The organism is Microcella putealis, from assembly GCF_004216575.1.
Lineage (GTDB): Bacteria > Actinomycetota > Actinomycetes > Actinomycetales > Microbacteriaceae > Microcella > Microcella putealis.
This window is the reverse complement of the sequence record NZ_SGWW01000003.1, coordinates 125,580-144,878: the sequence shown is the minus strand read 5'-3', so window position 1 is coordinate 144,878 and position 19,299 is coordinate 125,580. Positions and strand designations below refer to the sequence as shown.

16 protein-coding genes and 1 tRNA gene are annotated in these 19,299 nt (G+C 69.3%); 12 read left to right on the top strand and 5 right to left on the bottom strand.

The features are described 5' to 3' along the window. Positions 1 to 201: 201 nt before the first annotated feature. Positions 202 to 275, bottom strand: a tRNA-Gly gene (locus EV141_RS08130). Positions 276 to 318: 43 nt separating this feature from the next. On the opposite strand from EV141_RS08130, the gene dcd reads away from it, so the two are divergent. After that, on the top strand, positions 319 to 906 hold the full coding sequence (gene dcd, locus EV141_RS08125; RefSeq protein ID WP_130485473.1) for a dCTP deaminase: 588 nt from the start codon (positions 319 to 321) through the stop codon (positions 904 to 906). A 42-nt stretch (positions 907 to 948) separates the two neighbouring features. On the opposite strand, the gene EV141_RS08120 is transcribed toward dcd, so the two are convergent. After that, the gene (locus tag EV141_RS08120) at positions 949 to 1,323 is read right to left on the bottom strand and encodes a response regulator transcription factor (protein WP_185740144.1); all 375 of its coding nucleotides are present in this window, start codon (positions 1,321 to 1,323) and stop codon (positions 949 to 951) included. Between the two features lie 80 nt (positions 1,324 to 1,403). Here EV141_RS08120 and EV141_RS08115 point away from each other — a divergent pair, with 80 nt between their 5' ends. Both EV141_RS08115 and EV141_RS08110 read left to right on the top strand, forming a co-directional pair. After that, the gene (locus EV141_RS08115; protein WP_185740145.1) at positions 1,404 to 3,413 is read left to right on the top strand and encodes an ATP-binding protein; all 2,010 of its coding nucleotides are present in this window, start codon (positions 1,404 to 1,406) and stop codon (positions 3,411 to 3,413) included. A gap of 94 nt (positions 3,414 to 3,507) precedes the next feature. Continuing rightward, complete coding sequence (locus tag EV141_RS08110; RefSeq protein WP_130485470.1) at positions 3,508 to 5,544, top strand: sensor histidine kinase; 2,037 nt, start codon at positions 3,508 to 3,510, stop codon at positions 5,542 to 5,544. Here the strand turns inward: EV141_RS08110 and idi are convergent. Next, a complete protein-coding gene (gene idi, locus EV141_RS08105) occupies positions 5,526 to 6,065 on the bottom strand; it encodes an isopentenyl-diphosphate Delta-isomerase (protein ID WP_130485469.1) in 540 nt (179 codons plus the stop codon). The two genes, EV141_RS08110 and idi, sit on opposite strands and share 19 nt — an antisense overlap. Positions 6,066 to 6,087: 22 nt before the next feature. Between idi and EV141_RS08100 the strand changes: the two genes are divergently transcribed. The 9 genes from EV141_RS08100 to treZ are packed head-to-tail and all read left to right on the top strand — an operon-like array spanning position 6,088 to position 17,782. Beyond that, positions 6,088 to 7,158, top strand: a complete 1,071-nt coding sequence (locus tag EV141_RS08100) for a polyprenyl synthetase family protein (protein WP_241969176.1) — start codon at positions 6,088 to 6,090, stop codon at positions 7,156 to 7,158. A gap of 7 nt (positions 7,159 to 7,165) precedes the next feature. Continuing rightward, the gene (locus EV141_RS12365; RefSeq protein WP_185740146.1) at positions 7,166 to 8,077 is read left to right on the top strand and encodes a phytoene/squalene synthase family protein; all 912 of its coding nucleotides are present in this window, start codon (positions 7,166 to 7,168) and stop codon (positions 8,075 to 8,077) included. Then, complete coding sequence (gene crtI, locus EV141_RS12360; protein WP_185740147.1) at positions 8,074 to 9,636, top strand: phytoene desaturase family protein; 1,563 nt, start codon at positions 8,074 to 8,076, stop codon at positions 9,634 to 9,636. Before EV141_RS12365 ends, crtI begins: the two co-directional genes overlap by 4 nt. Before the next feature lie 10 nt (positions 9,637 to 9,646). Then, complete coding sequence (locus EV141_RS08090; RefSeq protein ID WP_185740148.1) at positions 9,647 to 10,000, top strand: lycopene cyclase domain-containing protein; 354 nt, start codon at positions 9,647 to 9,649, stop codon at positions 9,998 to 10,000. Next, positions 9,997 to 10,383: a lycopene cyclase domain-containing protein gene (locus EV141_RS08085; protein ID WP_130485468.1), complete on the top strand. Its 387-nt coding sequence runs from the start codon at positions 9,997 to 9,999 to the stop codon at positions 10,381 to 10,383. Before EV141_RS08090 ends, EV141_RS08085 begins: the two co-directional genes overlap by 4 nt. Then, positions 10,380 to 11,243: a prenyltransferase gene (locus EV141_RS08080; protein ID WP_130485467.1), complete on the top strand. Its 864-nt coding sequence runs from the start codon at positions 10,380 to 10,382 to the stop codon at positions 11,241 to 11,243. The genes EV141_RS08085 and EV141_RS08080 overlap by 4 nt, the downstream gene beginning before the upstream one ends. A gap of 55 nt (positions 11,244 to 11,298) precedes the next feature. Then, complete coding sequence (glgX, locus tag EV141_RS08075; RefSeq protein WP_130485466.1) at positions 11,299 to 13,509, top strand: glycogen debranching protein GlgX; 2,211 nt, start codon at positions 11,299 to 11,301, stop codon at positions 13,507 to 13,509. Further along, the gene (gene treY, locus EV141_RS08070) at positions 13,506 to 15,905 is read left to right on the top strand and encodes a malto-oligosyltrehalose synthase (protein WP_130485465.1); all 2,400 of its coding nucleotides are present in this window, start codon (positions 13,506 to 13,508) and stop codon (positions 15,903 to 15,905) included. Before glgX ends, treY begins: the two co-directional genes overlap by 4 nt. Further along, a complete protein-coding gene (gene treZ, locus EV141_RS08065; protein ID WP_130485464.1) occupies positions 15,902 to 17,782 on the top strand; it encodes a malto-oligosyltrehalose trehalohydrolase in 1,881 nt (626 codons plus the stop codon). The genes treY and treZ overlap by 4 nt, the downstream gene beginning before the upstream one ends. A gap of 73 nt (positions 17,783 to 17,855) precedes the next feature. Here treZ and EV141_RS08060 read toward each other — a convergent pair whose 3' ends face one another. Then, positions 17,856 to 18,368 carry a DUF2510 domain-containing protein gene (locus tag EV141_RS08060; protein WP_130485463.1) on the bottom strand — a complete coding sequence of 171 codons (513 nt, stop codon included), beginning with the start codon at positions 18,366 to 18,368 and terminating at the stop codon, positions 17,856 to 17,858. 77 nt (positions 18,369 to 18,445) lie between these two features. Beyond that, complete coding sequence (locus EV141_RS08055; protein ID WP_130485462.1) at positions 18,446 to 19,267, bottom strand: isocitrate lyase/PEP mutase family protein; 822 nt, start codon at positions 19,265 to 19,267, stop codon at positions 18,446 to 18,448. Positions 19,268 to 19,299: the final 32 nt, after the last annotated feature.

Here is a 19,299-nt window from a genome sequence, read left to right as displayed (position 1 = left end):
GACCGAGTCCAGGAAGCCACTCTCAATCCGTTGGGTAGTTGGAGAGGAGTGGGGGACGAGTCTCGGGGATGTCGCGTTGACGGGTTTTACCCGTGAAACGTATTCGCGATCGTAGTGACGCATGTGGCTGCGGGGCGAGAGCCCGCGAACCCCCAATAAGAGGGCACCCCCCGTGGGGGGCGCTCGAAGGCGTGCGGTCGGTGGAGGGGATGACGGGAATCGAACCCGCGCTATCAGCTTGGGAAGCTGAAGTTCTGCCATTGAACTACATCCCCGCGGTGCCCTCTCAGTCTACCCATTGCTCGCTAGGCTGGCCCCATGCTGCTGAGCGATCGCGACATTCGGGCAGAACTCGACTCGGGCCGCGTCGGCCTCGACCCGCTCGACCTCTCGATGGTGCAGCCGTCGAGCATCGATGTGCGGCTCGACAGCATGTTTCGGCTGTTCGACAACCACAAGTACCCGTTCATTGACCCGGCTGAAGACCAGCCCGAGCTGACGCGTCTCGTCGACAGCAAGCCGGGCGAGCCGTTCATTCTGCACCCGGGCGAGTTCGTGCTGGGTGCCACCTACGAACAGGTCACCCTGCCCGACGACATCGCGGCACGACTCGAGGGCAAGAGCTCGCTGGGCCGCCTGGGTCTGCTCACCCACTCGACGGCCGGCTTCATCGACCCGGGTTTCACGGGCCACGTCACGCTCGAGCTCAGCAACGTCGCCACGCTGCCGATCAAGCTGTGGCCGGGCATGAAGATCGGGCAGCTCTGCTTCTTCCGCCTGTCGTCACCCGCCGAGAACCCCTACGGCACGGGCGCGTACCTCAACCGGTACCAGGGGCAGCGCGGTCCGACCGCGTCGCGGTCGTTCCAGAACTTCCATCGCACCGAGATCGCGCGCGAACAGTAGGCGAGCCGCTCGCCGAGGGCGAGCATCCGACGTGAGTCGCCGCTACGCGGCGCGGCCCTCGATGAGGGCCTGGATGCGCTCAATCAGGTCGCGCGAACTGAACGGCTTCACGATGTAGTCGTCGGCGCCGGCGGCCATTGCCCGGTCGACGTCGCTCTGCTGCGAACGCGCCGTCAGCATCAGCACCTTGATCTGGTGCTCGGGGTCGGATGCACGAATCTCTTCGCAAACATCGATTCCGTCGCGGCGTGGCATCATCCAGTCGAGAACGACCAGGTCGGGCTTTTCGGTGGCGACCAGCGTGAGGCCTTCTTCGCCGTTGGTGGCGCTCACGACGTCGTGCCCGGCGCCCCGTACTCGGTTTTCGAGTAGGAGGAGAACGTCGGGCTCGTCTTCAACGATCAGAATGCGCGCCATCATTCCCTCTTTTCTTTTCACACCTTAGTCTCAGAACGGGGCCGACAACGGGGAGACCCCCCGTAATGGGGAGGGTGCGCGTGGGCTTCACATCGATGGTGTGGTCGGCCTCGCCCGCCGTGCGCCGATCTGTGATCGCGATCCTGCTCTTCGCGGCGGGCCTCGTGAGCTTCTACTCGGTCGAATTGCGCCCCGCCGGCGCCGCGATCGCGGCCTGGTGGCCCGCCGCGGGTTTGGGTGTGGCGGCGGTGCTCGCCTCCCGCGGCACGCGCATCGCGGCGGCCCTCGGGGTGCTGATCGTCGCCATGGCCGCGAACGTTCTCGGAGGTCGCGAGTGGGGCCTCACCATTGGCTACGGCATCGCGAACGCCGTTGAGGTCTGGGTGGTCGCCTGGGTGCTGACGCGCGGCACCTCCGCCGCCCGCCTCGACGGAGTGCGCGACATCGCACGGTTCCTGGTCGCCTGCGCGGCGGGTGCGACCGTGATCGGGGTGATCGGTGCGGTCACGGCCTTCACGGTGGCGGGCCAGCCGCTCGAGGTCGCGTTCTTCTCGCTGGTGGCATCGCACTTCTCGGCGCTCGTCGTCGTCCTGCCCCTTTTCTTGCTGTCACCGCGTACGCATCACGGCCGCGTCTCCGTCGTCGAGGTCGTCGTTCAGGTGATCACCCTGATCGCCCTGACGTGGTTTGTGTTCACGCCGGGCAACGAGTTGCCGACGAGCTACTTGCCGCTCGCCGCCGTGCTGTGGGCGGCATTCCGCTTACCGACCGTTGTCGTGGCCACGGAATTGCTCGTTCTCGCCACGGCCGCCACGATCCTCACCGTCCTCGGCGGCGGACCCTTTGCCCCGTTTATCGCATCGGGTGAGCGGACGACCGTGCTGTTGCTGCAGGGCTTCCTCATCGTGCACGCTCTCGCCGCCCTCTTCGTGTCGGGGGCTCGCAACGACTGGGGTCGCGCGCTGGTGCGCGTCGAGGCGCAGGAGGAGCTGTTGCGCGACGGCATCGTCAACGCCGACTCGGGCATCGTGATCGCCGAGCTCACCGATCAATCGCGCCTGGTGATTCGCGGCATCAACCAGGTGGCTCTCGACGCGTTTGGCCTGACCAAAGCGCCGGTGGCGTGGTTCACGGAGGGAATCCTGCTCGCGCCGTCGCAACCCGTGCTCGGCAATCGCGAGCTTGACGCCCTGCTGCGCAAGCAGCAACCGGGAGAGGTCGAGCTGCAGCGCGGCAATCGACGCTTCGACGCCTCCGTTTCGGTGCGCGCCCTCGGGCGGGGAAGCGCGATTGTGACCGTCGTCATCAGCGATGTCACGCGCCGCCAAGAGCGTGAAGACGCTGCGGTGCAGTCGCTCGCCCGCCTGCACGACCTCAACCGGCAGAAAGACGACTTCATCGCCGCGGTCAGCCACGAACTGCGCACCCCCGTGACGGCGATTATGGGGTTCTCCGAGCAGCTCGTCGATGAGCCCCTGTCGCACGAGGCGCTGCAGGCCGCCACCGTCATTGACCGCAACGCTCGCCGGCTGGCGGACGTCATCGAGGACGTGCTCGAGCTCAGCCGTCTGACCGGTTCCACCTCCATCAGCCGCACGCCGGTTGCCGTCGACCTCCGTGATTTGGTCGAGCAGGCCGCGGAAGACGCTCGCGGGCTCTTCCCCCAGCGGGCCATCGACATCGTGGTGACCCTGCCCACCGAGCCGGTCGTCGCGCGCGTCATTCGCCAAGACGTTCAGCGGGTCATCGCCAACCTGCTCTCGAACGCCGTGAAGTTCAGCCCTCTGAGCGGGCACGTTCGGGTGGTCTTGACCGGCAACGACACGAGTGCCGAGTTGACGATCACCGACGATGGCCCGGGCATCCCCGCCGATCAACTGCCGCTCGTGTGGGAACGCTTCTATCGCGTGCAGGACGAGTCGCACCGCGACGCCCCGGGAACGGGCCTCGGCCTGCCGATCGTGCGCGCACTCGTCGAGGAGCGCCTGGGCGGCGACATCGAGCTGCTGCCCGGGCCGCACCGCCGCGGCACGGTCGCGCGCCTCACCGTGCCGCTGGGCGCCGGTGAGCAGGCCGTCTCAGCCCCCTGACGGGGGGACTTTCGTCCGTATCGACAATGCCCCCGGGGGGATTACGATCAGGACACTCCACTAGGAGTGAACCCCTGTCACGAATTGAGTCACCATGGCCCGCTCTGACCTCGCGGCCCGCGTCCATGACGCCCCCCGCCGGGTGCACGCGACGGTTGTCGTCGCCCTGATCGTCGCTGTCGGCCTCGTCAGTTGGTGGTCGATCGAGTTCCGGCCGCCGAACGCCGTCGTCGCGTACTGGTGGCCCGCCGCCGCGCTGGGTGCCGCGGCCGTGATCATGGCCCGCCGTCGGATGCTCGTGACCGTCGGCATTTTCATCGCGGTATTTCTCGCCAACTTCGCCGTCGGCAGGCCGGTGTCGCTTGATCTCGGCTACGCCCTCGCGAACGCGGGCACGGCCTTGGCCGTGGGGTGGATCGCCACGGCCGGCGGTCGCTACGCGACGATTCGGTCCGTCCGCTCGGCGGGTCGCTTCATCCTCGCGGTCGCAGTGGGTGCCCTGGTCGTCACGATCGTGGGCGCGGCAACCGCCTGGATGTTCGCTGGCGCTGACCCCGTCGCGACGGTGTTCGCCCTGTACCCCTCGCACGCGAGCGCTCTTCTCGTGCTGACCCCGATCACGCTCGTCGATTGGCGCTGGCGCGCAGTCGGCCGCCCCTTCGAGGCCGTGTTGCTGTCGGTGGTGTTCGTCGGCGTGCTGTTCGCTGCGTACTGGCCGGGCAACCCTGTTCCTTTGGGCTTCACGACGATCGCCGTGCTGTTGTGGGCGGCGTTCCGCATGCCGATCGGCCAGGTCGCGATTCAACTCGGGATGCTGGGCATCGTGGCGACCACGGTCACCGCCTACGGCTGGGGATCGTATGCCGAGCTCGTGCCGGGCGAACCGCGTCTCGACGTCATGATCGTGCAGCTGTCCCTGATCGTGCACGCGTGCGCGAGCATCCTGGTTGCCGCGGCCCGGGCCGATTGGGGCGCTGCCGCGGCCGAGTTGGCGGCGCGCGAGACGGTGCTGCGCAGCGGCCTGCTCAACATCGACACCGGCCTCGTGATCGCCGAAATCGTTCGCGGCGACACCCTGCGCGTACTCGAGGTCACTCCGGCCGCCGAACGCGCACTCGGCGACAGTGTGCCGCAGCGGGGTGATCGACGCCGGCTCCGCGGAACCGGACCCGTGCTGGGCCCTCCTGCTCTCGACGAGGCGATCCGAGAATCCGAATCGGGCCGCATTGACCTCAATCTGGGTGACCGGGGCCAATTCGAGGCCGATGTCACGGTGCACACGGGCCCCACCGGCACCGAAATCTTGACGATCGTGTTGATTGACGTGACTGCGCGCGACGCCCGCGAGCGCGAGGCGTTGGAGACGGCCGAACAGCTGCGCGACCTCAACCGCCAAAAGGACGCATTCATCGCCTCGGTCAGCCACGAGTTGCGCACCCCCGTCACGGCAATTCTGGGCTTCGTTGAGGAGCTCGCTGACAGCGCCCTGCCCGATGCCGAACGTCAGGCAGCGGCGATCATCGACCGCAACGCCCGCCGCCTCGCGGCGGTCATTGACGACGTACTCGAGCTCAGCCGCCTGACCACTGTCGCGCCGCAGCGCCGACCCGCCGAACCCGTCAACGTCTCGGAACTGGTCTGCATGGCGTGCGATGACGCCGCGGGGCTCGCGCCCGCGAAGGCGCTCACGATCGTCAAGGACTTCACGGATGCGCCGCGCGTGATCACGACGACCGCTCTCGATCTCGAGCGCGTCATCTCGAACCTGCTGTCGAACGCGGTGAAGTTTTCGCCGGTCGGCGGCACCATCACCGTGAGTGTCGCCGAGTACGCCAATGGGCTCGAGCTGCGTATCGGCGACCAGGGCCCGGGAATCCCCCCGAGCGAGATCGAGCGGGTGTGGGAGCGCTTCTACCGCGTCGCCGACACAGCACACCGAGATGTGCCGGGCACGGGCCTCGGGCTACCGATCGTCAAGGCGCTCATCGAGAGGCGGCTCGGCGGCGAGGTGCGGCTCGAGTCAGACGGCCAGTCGGGCACGACCGCGGTGGTGCGCTTGCCCCGCGTCGCGCCCGACGAGCACCCGCTGACGGGAGCTATTCCCGTGCAGAGTCAGGAGACGGGCGCGTAGGAGCCTTGCCACGCGGCGAGCTGCCAGCCGATCCAGGGTGAGTAGGCGAACGGCGTCGCCTCGACAGCGCCCTTGAGCGCTGCCGGGTCGACCCATGCCCACTCGGCGACCTCATCGGCCGCCGGGCGCGGATCGCTCGTGGCACGCGCGGTGAATACCGGGCAGATCTCGTTCTCGACGACACCTGAGGCGTCGATCGCGCGATACCGGAAGTCGGGCAGGGCGACCCGCACCTCGGTGAGGGTCAGCCCGAGCTCGCGCTCGGCGCGGCGGGCGATCGCCTCGGCCAGGTCTTCGCCCGGAGCGGGGTGCCCGCAGAAGCTGTTCGTCCACACACCCGGCCAGGTCTTCTTGCCCAGCGCCCGGCGGGTGACCAGTACGCGGCCGTGCTCGTCGAACACGTGGCACGAAAACGCCTGGTGCAGCGGGGTCTCGTGGGTGTGCACGGTCGCCTTTTCGGCGGTGCCGACGGGGGTTCCGTCGTCGGCGAGAAGGACGACGAGTTCGGGGGTTTCGGTCATGGTGCCGCGCTAGTCTGCTGGGGTGAAACGACACGACGCAGTGGACATCGCCCAGGAGCGGGCGGCCCTCGTCGACGCTGTGCTGGAGCGCTTCTTCACCCTATCCAAGAAGCGTGCAGAACCCCTGGGCCAGCACTATCTGCACCTGTGGGGCCTACTCGAGCGCAACACGCAGGGGGGCAAGCGATTCCGCCCCCGCATGGTGATGGCGGCCTACTGCGGGCTGGGCGGGCGCGATCTCGATGCCGCGGCCTACGTGGGCGCCGCGTTTGAGCTGCTGCACACGGCGCTGATCGTGCACGACGACGTCATCGACCGCGACTTTGTGCGCCGGGGCATTCCGAACATCTCAGGCTCCTACCGCGACCACGCCGTCACGCTCGGAGCCCCTGAAGAAATCGCCGAGCACCGCGGGGTCTCGGCCGCCGTCATCGCGGGCGACCTGGCGCTGTTCAACTCGTACCGTCTGCTCGACCGCTCGGGCGCGAGCGCCGAGGTGCGCGACCGCCTCGCCGACGTGCTCGACGAGGCGATGTTCGCCTCGGCCGCGGGCGAGCTCATCGACGTCGACTTTTCGATCGAGCCCGAGATGCCGCTCGTCGACGACATCCTCACGATGGAGCGCTTGAAGACGGCGGTCTACTCGTTTGAGACGCCGTTGCAGGCCGGGGCGATCCTCGCCGGCGCATCCGACAAGGCCGTCGAGACGCTGGGCGACTTCGGTCGCGAGATCGGCATCGCCTACCAGGTCATCGACGACGTGCTCGGAGTCTTTGGCGAGTGGGGGGCGACCGGCAAGACCACGATCGGTGACCTCCGCGAGGGCAAGCGCACGGTCATGGTCGCGTTCGCCAGCTCGACGCCGGCATGGGCACGCCTCGGCGAGTTGATCGGCAAGCACGACCTTGACGAGACCGAGGCCGAAGAAGCCCGCGAGCTGCTGGCGGTGTGCGGTGCCCGCGCCTTCGCCGAGAATCTCGCCCGCGACTACGCCCAGCGCGCGCTCTCGCGCCTCGCCGAACCGCACATTCCCGCCGCCCTGCGCGACGAACTGCACCCGGTGGCCACCGAGGTGCTCGACCGAGTGAAGTGACCCCCCGATGACGCTCACGCGCCTCAGCCTGTACGACCGTGTCGCCGACGAAATCGCCGGGCGGGTGATCCGCCGCTACTCGACGTCGTTCGCGCTCGCGTCGAAGCTGCTCGAACCGCGCGTGCGCCAACACGTCGAAAACATTTACGCGCTCGTGCGGGTCGCCGACGAAATCGTCGATGGCGGTGTCGCCGAGGCAGGCCTGGACTCGTCTGCCGCCGGCACCTACCTCGACGAGTTCGAGGCCGAGACCCACCGCGCCATGGCGACCGGCTACTCGACGAACCTCGTCGTGCACGCCTTCGCCCGCACGGCACGCGAGGTGGGCTTCGGAGAAGAGCTCACCGCGCCGTTCTTCCACTCGATGCGCATGGACCTGACCGACACCGAGCACGACCAAGAAAGCTTCGAGCTCTACGTCTACGGCTCGGCCGAGGTCGTGGGCCTCATGTGTCTGCGGGCATTCCTTCAGGATCAGCCGATCAGCGACCAGCAGAATGAGCGCATGGTGCGCGGAGCTCGCGCCCTCGGCGCCGCCTTCCAGAAGGTCAACTTCCTGCGTGATCTCGCGGCCGACGTCGAGACGCTCGGGCGCAGTTACTTCCCCGGAGTCCGCGTCGACCAGTTCACGGAACAGGAGAAGCACCGCTTGCTCGACGACATCGATGCCGACCTGCGGGTTTCGGCCGCCGTGATTCCCGACCTCCCCGCCGGCAGCCGGCGCGCGGTCGCGCTCGCCCAAAGCCTCTTTCAGGAACTCGCCACGCGCATCCGCAAGACGCCCGCCGACACCCTCATCCGCGCACGCATCAGCGTGCCCACCGCCGTGAAGGCGCGCCTGCTCGCCGAAGCGGCTGCGGGGCGCACCCCACGCGCGCCGCGACCGGTCGCAGCGAACGCGATCGGAGCGTCCGCATGAGCCGCGTCATTGTGATCGGCGGCGGCATCGCCGGCCTGTCGTCGGCCGCGCTGCTCGCCCGCGACGGCCACGACGTCACCCTCGTCGAAAAGCGCGACCAGTTCGGCGGTCGCGCCGGCTCGTGGTCGGTCGACGGCTTCCGCTTCGACACCGGGCCCAGCTGGTATCTCATGCCCGAGGTGTTCGACCACTTCTTCAAGCTGTGCGGCACCTCGACCGCCGAGCAGCTCGAGCTGATTCAGCTCGACCCCGGCTACCGGGTCATCACCGAGGGCTTCGACCGGCCCACCGACATCGCCGCGAACCGCGACGACAACGTGGCGCTGTTCGAGTCGATCGAGACGGGCGCGGGCGCGAAGCTCGAGCGCTACCTCGACTCGGCCGAAGACACCTACGTCATGGCGAAGAAGCGGTTCCTCTACACGAGCTTCGAGTCGCTCGGCCCGATCATGCGCGGCGACGTGCTGAAGCGCGCGGGAAAGCTCGTGAAGCTGCTCGTCCAGAACCTCGACAGTTTCGTCGGCGCGCGCTTCCGCGACCTGCGGCTGCGCCAGATTCTCGGCTACCCGGCGGTTTTCCTCGGCTCGTCGCCGTTCCTGACTCCGGCGATGTATCACCTGATGTCGCACCTCGACCTCTCTGACGGCGTGCTCTACCCGATGGGCGGCTTTGCGAAGCTCATCGAGCGCGTCGCCGCCGTCGCGGAGGAGCAGGGCGCGACGCTGCGGCTGAATGCGCCCGTCTCGCGCATCCTGATCGATGAGGCAACGGGGGATGCTCGGGGCGTCGTCCTCGAGGACGGCGAACGGCTCGACGCCGACATCGTCGTCGCCGCGGCCGACCTGCACCACGTCGAGACGACGATGCTGCCGGTCGAGCGCCAGACCTACCCCGAGTCGTACTGGCAGAAAGCGACGGCCGGGCCGAGCGCGCTGCTCATGTACCTCGGCATCGAGGGTGAGCTGCCGCAGCTTGAGCACCACACCCTGCTGTTCGCCGCTGACTGGCGCGAGAACTTCGAGAAGATCTTCGGCGAGAGCCCGTCGTGGCCCGACCCCGCGTCGCTCTACATCTGCAAGCCGTCGGGCGTCGATCCGTCGGTTGCGCCCGAGGGGCACGAGAACGTGTTCGTGCTTGTTCCGGCGCCGGCCGATCTGTCGTTCGGCCGCGGCGACGTCGACGGCGACGGCGACACCCCGCTCGAGACCTACGCCGACCGCATCATCGAGCAGATCAGCGAGTGGGCGGGCATTCCCGACCTGGCCGATCGCATTGTCGTGCGTCGCACCTACGGCCCCGGCAACTTCGCCGAAGACGTCAACGCGTGGCGCGGCACGGCGCTCGGGCCCGCGCACGTGCTGAAGCAGTCGGCGTTCTTCCGGGCTGGCAACGTGTCGAAGAAGGTGCGCGGGCTCTACTACGCGGGCTACTCGACGATTCCCGGCATTGGTCTGCCCATGTGCCTCATCAGCGCCGAGGTGCTGGTGAAGCGCCTGCGCGGCGACACCTCGACCGAGCCCCTGCCCGAGCCCCTCGTGCCGACGGTCGCCCGCGTCTAGCCGCCTCATCATGATCGGCTTCAGCTACCTGATTGCGCTCGTGATCTCGATCACGGGCATGGTCATGATCGATCGACGCTTCGGGCTGTTCTTCTGGCGCGACTGGCGGCGCGCCGCGATCGTGCTGCCCCTGGGGGTCGCGTTCTTCCTCGTGTGGGACGTCTTCGGAATCCACCTCGGCATCTTCTTCCGCGGTGTGACGAACTTCATGACGGGCGTGCTCGTGGGCCCCGAGCTGCCCATCGAAGAGGTCTTCTTCCTGACGCTGCTCTGCTACAACACGATGAACGCGTACGTTGCGGCGAGCGACTGGCTCGGCGGGCGCTGGCGTCGCGCGGCGCGCGGCGAGGCGGTGGCCTCGTGACGTACACGCTCTTGAACATCGTCTTCTTGGCCGTCGTCGCGCTCGTCGGCGTGGCCGCGGTACTCGCGCGACGCTCACCGAATTGGCGCGCGGTCGGCCTCGCGAGCATCCTGATGCTCGCCCTGACCGCGATCTTCGACAACGTCATCATTGGCACCGGCCTCGTCGCCTACGACGATTCGCTGATCTCGGGAATCCGCATTGGCGTCGCCCCCATCGAAGACTTCGCGTACACGGTGGCGGCGCTCGTGCTGCTGCCCGCCGTGTGGGAGCTGTTGCCGAAACGCCACGCTCGCGCGGGCGGCGCGACGGCGTCGCCGGCGACGGATGCGCGCGCGGCGACGGTGGACGGCTCCGGCTCCGGGCAGAATAAGGACTCGTGAACACGCTCGGGCAACTGACCCTCAGTTCGCGCCCGCTCAGCTGGATCAACACGGCCTTCCCCTTCGCGGCGGCCTACCTGCTCACGACGCGCGAGATCGACCTGGCGCTCGTGATCGGCACGATCTACTTTCTGATTCCGTACAACCTCGCGATGTACGGCATCAACGACGTGTACGACTATGAGTCCGACCTGCGCAACCCGCGCAAGGGCGGCGTCGAGGGTGCCCTGCTCGACACTTCGCTGCACCGCACCACGCTCATCGCGGCGCTCGTCACGAACGTGCCGTTCCTCGTCTACCTCGTGGCGATCGGCGACCCGCTCAGTTGGCTCGTGCTTGCCGTCAGCGTCTTCGCGGTCATCGCCTACTCGATGAAGGGGCTGCGCTTCAAAGAGAAGCCGGTGCTCGACTCGATCACCTCGAGCACGCACTTCGTGAGCCCTGCCGTGTACGGGCTCGTGCTGGCGGGCGCCGAGTTCACGCCGGCCCTCTGGCTCATTCTCGTGTCGTTCTTCTTGTGGGGCATCGCGAGCCACGCCTTCGGCGCCGTGCAGGATGTCATCGCCGACCGCGAAGGCGGGCTCGCCTCGATCGCGACCGTCATTGGCGCCCGAGCCACGACTCGCCTCGCCGTGGTTGCCTACGTTCTGGCGGGCTTGCTGCTGATCGGCACCGACTGGCCGGGGCCGCTCGCCGCGCTCGCCGCCCTGCCCTATGCGATCTCGACCGCGCAGTGGTGGAACGTCACCGACGAGAACGCGGAAGACGCCAACCGCGGCTGGAAACGCTTCCTGCTGCTGAACTTCATCGCCGGAGCGATCGTCACAATGCTGATGATCGCCTGGGTCTTGGGGGTCTGACGCCTCGGGCGACCCCATAGCCTGGTGCTCACCACCACCAGCGAGGAGCCCCCGCATGCAGACCTGGCCCGGAAGCCCCTACCCCCTCGGTGCCACGTTCGACGGCACCGGCACCAACTTTGCGCTCTTCAGCGAGGTCGCCGACCGCGTCGAGCTCTGCCTGATCGACGAGGCCGCCGACGGCAGCCGTGTCGAAACCCGCGTCGACCTGATCGAGGTCGACGCCTTCGTCTGGCACGCCTACCTGCCGAGCGTGCAGCCCGGGCAGCTGTACGGCTACCGCGTGCACGGCCAGTACGAGCCCGAGAAGGGCCTGCGCTGCAACCCCAACAAGCTACTGCTCGACCCGTACGCCAAGGCCGTCCACGGCGAAATCGACTGGGACGAGTCGCTCTTCCCGTATCGCTTCAGCGACCCCGCCGCCGCAAATCATGACGACTCGGGCCCGCACGCCATGCTCGGCGTCGTCGTCAACCCGTTCTTCGACTGGGCCGGCGACCGCCACCCGCGCACCCCGTACGCCGAGAGCGTGATCTACGAGGCCCACGTCAAGGGCCTCACGATGACCCACCCCGACATTCCGGAAGCGATTCGGGGCACGTATGCCGCGATCGCGCATCCGGTCACCATCGAGCACCTGAAAAAGATGGGCGTGACCGCCATCGAACTCATGCCGGTGCACCAGTTCGTGCACGACAAGCACCTCGTCGACCAGGGCAAGCGCAACTACTGGGGCTACAACACCATCGGCTTTCTCGCGCCGCACAACGACTACTCGTCAGTCGGTGACCGCGGCCAGCAGGTACAAGAGTTCAAGTCGATGGTGAAGGCGCTGCACGCCGCCGGCATCGAGGTGATTCTCGACGTGGTCTACAACCACACCGCCGAGGGCAACCACATGGGCCCGATTCTGAGCTTCAAAGGCATCGATAACGCCGCCTACTACCGACTGGTCGAGGGCGACGAGCAGCACTACATGGACTACACGGGCACCGGCAACAGCCTGAACGTGCGCCACCCGCACTCGCTGCAGCTGATCATGGACTCGCTGCGCTACTGGGTGACTGAGATGCGCGTCGACGGGTTCCGCTTCGACCTCGCCGCCACCCTTGCCCGCGAGTTCTACGACGTCGACCGGCTGAGCGCGTTCTTCGACCTCGTGCAGCAAGACCCGATCGTGTCGCAGGTGAAGCTCATCGCCGAGCCGTGGGACATCGGGCCGGGCGGCTACCAGGTCGGCAACTTCCCGCCCCAGTGGACGGAGTGGAACGGCAAGTACCGCGACACGGTGCGCGACTTCTGGCGCGGCGAGACCGGCACGCTCGGCGAGTTCGCGAGCCGCATCACCGGCTCTGCCGACCTCTACGAGCACTCAGGCCGTCGCCCCGTCGCGAGCATCAACTTCGTGACCGCGCACGACGGGTTCACGCTGCGCGACCTCGTGTCGTACAACGAGAAGCACAACGAGGCGAACGGCGAGAACAACAACGACGGCGAAAGCCACAACCGCTCGTACAACCTGGGCGAGGAGGGGCCGAGCGCGAACCCCATCATCAACGCGCTGCGTGCCCGCCAGCAGCGCAACTTCTTGGCCACTCTTTTGCTCAGTCAGGGCGTGCCGATGATCGCGCACGGCGACGAGCTCGGCCGCACCCAGCGCGGCAACAACAACGTGTACGCGCACGACTCGGCCCTGTCGTGGATCGACTGGGCGAACGCGGATGCGTCGCTCATCGAGTTCGTCGGCTCGCTCACGCGACTCAGGCGCGAACACCCCACCTTCCGCCGCACGCGCTTCTTCGACGGGCGCCCGGTGCGTCGCGGGGCCGGCGAGCCCATGCCCGATGCCGCGTGGCTGCGCCCCGACGGCTCGGCCATGGACCCGGAGGACTGGGAGTCGGGCTTCGGCCGCTCGATCGGCGCGTACCTGAACGGGCGCGGCATTCGCGGACGGGATGCACGGGGCGAGCGCATCGTCGACCGCTCGTTCCTGATCTACTTCTCGGCCCACACCGAGCAGGTTGAGGTGACGCTGCCGTCGTCGGACTACGGAACGCGCTGGGAGCGGCTCATCGACACGAGCGGTATCGCGGGCGAGGCCGCGGTGCTCGACGCCGGGGCGACGATGCCGCTCGAGGCCATCAGCCTGGTGGTCTTGCGCGAGTGGATCGAACCGGAACTGGTCGTCGATGACGCGGTCGCCGCATCGCTCGCGACCGCCGCGATCGACACGGTGAGCCCGTCGTCGGCGTCGGGGGCGCTGTGACGGCGGCGGCGCGCTCTGCGCGCCTGCCCGCCTCGACCTACCGACTGCAGGTGTCGGCCGACTTCGACCTCGACCGGGTGGCGGCGCTCGCCGACTACGTGCGCGCGCTCGGGGCCGACTGGCTCTACCTCTCGCCGCTGCTGCAGGCGACCCGTGGCTCGACGCACGGCTACGACGTCGTCGACCACGGCACCGTCGACGCCGAGCGCGGGGGAGCGGAGGCGTTCGAGCGCGCCGTGCACGCCGCCCGCGCGGAACACCTCGGCGTGCTCGTTGACATCGTGCCGAACCACGTCGGCGTGGCCGATCCGGCGCAGAACCGCCAGTGGTGGCTGCTGCTACGCGACGGAGCCGAGGGCGAGGCGGCCGCGTGGTTCGACGTCGACTGGGCCTTCGGGGGTGGCCGGGTTCGGCTGCCGGTGCTCGGCGACGAGCTCGAGCGGGTGATCGCTGACGGCAACGTCACGCTGCTGCCCGACGGCGACCCTTCGCAGGCAGAGCCGGGGCCCGCCGTTCGCGTCTACGAGACGCTGTATCCGCTCGCCGAGGGAACCCTGCCGACGCCCGACAGCGACCCCAGCGCGCCCACCGTGATTCAGGCCGTGCTCGACGCGCAGCACTACGAACTCATGCACTGGCGCCGCGCCGACGCCGAGCTGAACTACCGGCGCTTCTTCGCCGTCAACACGCTCGCCGCGATCCGCGTCGAAGACCCGACGGTGTTCGATGAGAGCCATCGCGAGATCATCCGCTGGGTGCGCGACGGGCTGGCCGACGGCATCCGCGTCGACCACCCCGACGGCCTGCTCGACCCGAGCGGCTACCTCGACCAGTTGGCCGCGGCGACCGAGCACGCGCCCGTGTGGGTCGAGAAGATTCTCGAGGGCGACGAGCAGCTGCCCGTCTCGTGGCAGGCTGCCGGCACGACCGGCTACGACGCCCTGGCTTCGATCGACCGCGTGCTCGTCGACCCCGCCGGCCGCGCCGCACTGGGTTCGCTTGACGCGCACTTGCGCGGCGATGACAACCCGCTCGACTGGCACGCGCTCATTCGCCGCACGAAGCGACACGTGGCCGACACGATTCTGAAGAGCGAGGTGCTGCGGCTGGAACGCGAGCTGCCGGCGCCCGACGAGGGCGAGCATCCGATTCAGGATGCGGCAGACGCGCTCGCGGAATTGCTCGCCTGCTTCCCCGTCTACCGCTCGTACCTGCCGGTCGGTGCCGAGCACCTGGCCGAGGCGGTGGCGGCGGCGCGGGCCTCGCGCCCCGATCTCGACGCGGCAATCACGGCGCTCGAGCCCCTACTCGCAGACCCGGCCCAGCCGGTCGCCCGGCGCTTCCAGCAGACCAGCGGCATGATCATGGCGAAGGGCGTCGAAGACACCGCCTTCTATCGGGTCAGCCGGCTCGCCTCGCTCACCGAGGTGGGCGCCGACCCGGGCGAGTTCGCGGTCGACGTCGACGAGTTTCACCGCCGCCAGGCACTGCGTCAGGCGGCCTACCCGGCGTCGCTGACGACGCTCAGCACGCACGACACGAAGCGCGGCGAAGACACCCGCGCGCGCATCCACGTGCTGTCGGAGGTGCCCGAGGCGTGGGCGTCGGTGCTCGCCGCGCTGCGCGAGGGCGCCCCCATCGGTGACGGCCCGTTCGAGAACCTCCTGTGGGAGAGCCTCGTCGGCGCCTGGCCCGTCGAGGCCGACCGCGCCCACGCCTACGCCGAGAAGGCCTCGCGCGAGGCGGGCACCTCGACCACCTGGACCGAGCCGAACACCGCGTTCGAAGAGCGGATGCACGCCGCCATCGACACCGTGCTCGGCGGCGGAGAGCTCACCGACCTTGTCGATGACTTCGTCGCCGCGGTCGCGCAGGCGGGCTGGTCGAACGGCCTCGCCGCGAAGCTGCTGCAGCTGACCGGCCCCGGCGTGCCCGACATCTACCAGGGCAGCGAGCTGTGGGAGACGAGCCTCGTCGACCCCGACAACCGGCGCCCCGTCGACTACGACGAGCGTCGCGCCCTGCTCGCCCGGCTCGATGAGGGCTGGCTGCCCGACGTCGATGAGGCGGGCGCCGCGAAGCTGCTCGTCACGAGCCGTGCGGCCCGTGCCCGGCGGGACCGACCCGAACTCTTCACCCGCTACGCGCCGCTGCCCGTCATCGGCGAAGCGGCCCGGCACGCGATCGCCGTCGACCGCGGCGGCGCCGTCGCGATCGCGACGCGCCTGCCCGTCGGGCTGGATGCCCGCGGCGGCTTCGGCGACACGGTGATCGTCCTGCCGCACCGCCCCATCGTCGACGCCTTCACCGGGCGCCGCTACGACGGCGGCGAGCTGCGGCTCGACGACCTGCTGCGTCCCTACCCGGTGGCCCTGCTGCTGGAGGAGGAGCGATGAGTGCGGCCACGGCCGACGGCTGGCACGGCGTGGCGGGCGGAGCGGGGGCCCGCGATCGCGCGGTGCGTGTGTGGGCGCCTTGGAGCTCCGTCGTTCGCCTGCATCGGGAGCGCGACGGCGCGACCGAGCGCATCGAGATGGATGCGCGGCCGGGCGGCTGGTTCGCCCTCGAACAGGCGCTGCGCGTCGGTGACCGCTACGGCTTTGTGCTTGACGGCGACGAGACTCCGCTGCCCGACCCGGCCTCGCGCCGACAGCCCGACGGCGTGCATGGCCTGAGCGCGGTCGACGACCCGGCCGCCTACAACTGGCGCGACGCGCACTGGACGGGCCGCCAGCTCGCCGGCAGCGTCATCTACGAGCTACACCTCGGCACGTTCACGCCCGAGGGCACCCTCGACGCGGCGATCGGTCGGCTCGACCACCTCGTCGAACTCGGCGTTGACCTCGTCGAGCTGCTGCCCGTCAACGGCTTCAACGGCACCCACAACTGGGGCTACGACGGGGTCGCCTGGTACACCGTGCACGAGGGCTCCGGCGGGCCGGCCGCCTACCGGCGCTTCGTCGACGCGTGCCACGCGCGCGGTCTCGGCGTCGTGCAAGACGTCGTCTACAACCACCTGGGGCCGTCGGGCAATTACCTGCCGCGCTTCGGCCCGTACCTGCGTGACGGGTCGGCGAACACGTGGGGCGACTCGGTCGCGGTTGATACCGCTGAGGTGCGCCGGTTCATCCTCGACAACCTCGCGATGTGGTTCGACGACTTCCACGTCGACGGGCTGCGGCTCGACGCCGTGCACGCGCTGATCGACGACCCCGACGACCACATTCTCGAGGCCATGGCCATCGAGACGGATGCACGGAGCGCGCACCTGCGCCGCCCCCTGTCGCTGATCGCCGAGAGCGACATGAACGACCCGCGGCTGATCCTGCCGCGCGAGGCCGGCGGCTACGGGCTCACCGCGCAGTGGAGCGACGACCATCACCACGCAATGCACGTCGCCGTCTCGGGTGAGACGGCGGGCTACTACGCCGACTTCGCCGACCCGGGTGCGCTTGCGAAGACGTCGGGGAGCGGCTTCTTCCACGACGGCACGTACTCGAGCTTCCGCGAGCGTGACCACGGGGTGCCGATCCCGCCCGAGGTGCCGTTTTGGCGGCTCGTCACCTGCGCGCAGAACCACGACCAAATCGGCAACCGCGCGGTCGGCGACCGGCTGTCGCAGACCCTGACCGACGAGCAGCTCGCCGTGCTCGCGGTGCTGAACCTCACCTCGGCCTCGACGCCGATGCTGTTCATGGGCGAGGAGTGGGGCGCGCACACGCCCTGGCAGTTCTTCACCTCGCACCCCGAGCCCGAGCTCGGGACGGCCACCGCCGAGGGGCGGCTCGCCGAGTTCGTGAAGATGGGCTGGGACGAGTCGGTCGTGCCGAACCCGCAAGACCCCGAGACGTTCACGCGCTCGCGGCTCGACTGGTCGGAGCTCGCGCCCGATCGCGAGGGCACCGCCCGCCATCGGCGGCTGCTCACCCTGCACCGCGAACTCATCGCCCTGCGGCGGGCAACGCCCGAACTCACCGACCCGCGGTTCGCGCACACGTCGGCTGTGGCCGTCGCCGACCTCCGGGGTGGGCAACCGCTCGGGTCGTTCCGACTCGATCGGGGTGCGGGAGCGTTCGACGGCGTCGGCGGGCTGGTCAGCGTACTCGTGAGCTTCGCGACCGAGACCAGGTTTGACCTGCAGACGCCGAACGAGCGCACTGCGCGTGTCCTGCTGGCGACGACGGGCGAGACCCGGATGGCGCCGCCGAATCAGCCGGGCCCCGTTGCGCTCACGCTGCCGGCGTGGAGCGCCGCCGTCGTGCGGGTGCGCTGACGCGGCGCTGTGTGAGTGCACTGACTGGCCGCTGCGGGGGTGCCTCGACGCACTGTCGGACGCGTGGGCGGCGCTAGACCCCGCCGCCGATCAGGATCGCGATGAGCAGCAGCGTCGGTGCCAATCCCAGCAGCAGCGCGATGACGAGCGCGACGGTGGCGATACCGCGCCCGCCGAGCTTCGGCGCGCGCTTCAGGGCGCGCAGCGCGAACACGACGGTCGCGATGGCGGCCGCCGCGGCTACGGCGAGCGCGATCAGGATCAGGTCAAGCCGCTCGACGCCGGGCCCGGTGAGAAAGCCGCCGCCGACCACCTGCTGCAGACCGAACCCCGCGAGCGTCGCGAGGATGCCCCAGCGGGCGATGCGCGCATCCCGATTGGGGCCGGGGCGCAGCGAGCGCGCGACCGACGGGCTAAACGCCGAGAACGGGTCGGGCTCTTTCTTCGCCGGGCCGATCAGCGCCTGGCCGTCGTACCAGCGCTCGTAGCCGGGCCGCTCGGGGTCGGGCTGCCAACCGGGTGCGTTGGGGTCGTCGAGCTCGTCGAGGTCGTCGCCGGGGGTGCCCGGGTATCGGTCGTTCGTCACCCGACCATTGTGGCGGTGCCGCCCGAGCGCGGCCCGGGTGCCCGCCGACGGCGACGCGAGGCTGGCCGAACCCCGAATTACAGGCCGTAGCGATACGACAGCTCGGCCGGGTACTCGCCGCGCGCCGTCAGCTGCGCGGCCGCGTCGGCCAGGTGGCTCAGCGTGAGCCCGAGAATCTGCGGCCCGAACGACACGCGCCCCACGCCCAGCTCGGCAAGGCGGGCAAGCGGCAGGTAGCCGGGATGCGCAAACACGGCAATCGGCGCGCGCACGGCGGCAACGGCGTCAGCCACCATCTGCTCGTCGCGGAGGCCCAGCATGAAAATGCTCGTGGCGCCCGCGTCGACGTAAGCGTTGGCGCGGTCAATCGCCTCGTCCCAATTGTCGGGACTGCCGGCGAGGGTGTCGGTGCGGGCGTTGATCGCGAGCGGCACGCCCGCCGCGTCGGCCGCCGCCCGAACGGCGGCGACGCGCTCGGCGGCCTCGGCGAGGGGGCGGCGCTCGCTCGTGGCGCCGGCGAGCGAGTCTTCGATGTTGAGACCGGCAGCGCCCGCCTCGATGAGTCGAGCGATGTTGTCGCGCACGCCCGCGGCGTCGGCCGCGTAGCCGCGCTCGAAGTCGATGCTGACGGGCAGCGTGGTCGCGCTCGTGATGCGGCGGGCGGCGTCGAGTGCCATGTCAACGGTCATGCCCTCGCCGTCTTCCACACCGAGGGAGTTCGCGACCGAGTGGCTGGCGCTCGCGAGGGCCTTCACTCCCGGCGTCTTGGCGACGATGCGGGCGGTCATCGCGTCCCACACGTTCACGACGATGAGCGGATTGCCGGACACGTGCAGAGCCGCGAGGGCGGCGGCCTTCTCGGCGGTCGTGGGTGAGGCGGCGGCGGAGGCGTCAGTCATGCGCTCAGCCTGGCACGACGACTCTGAGCGCA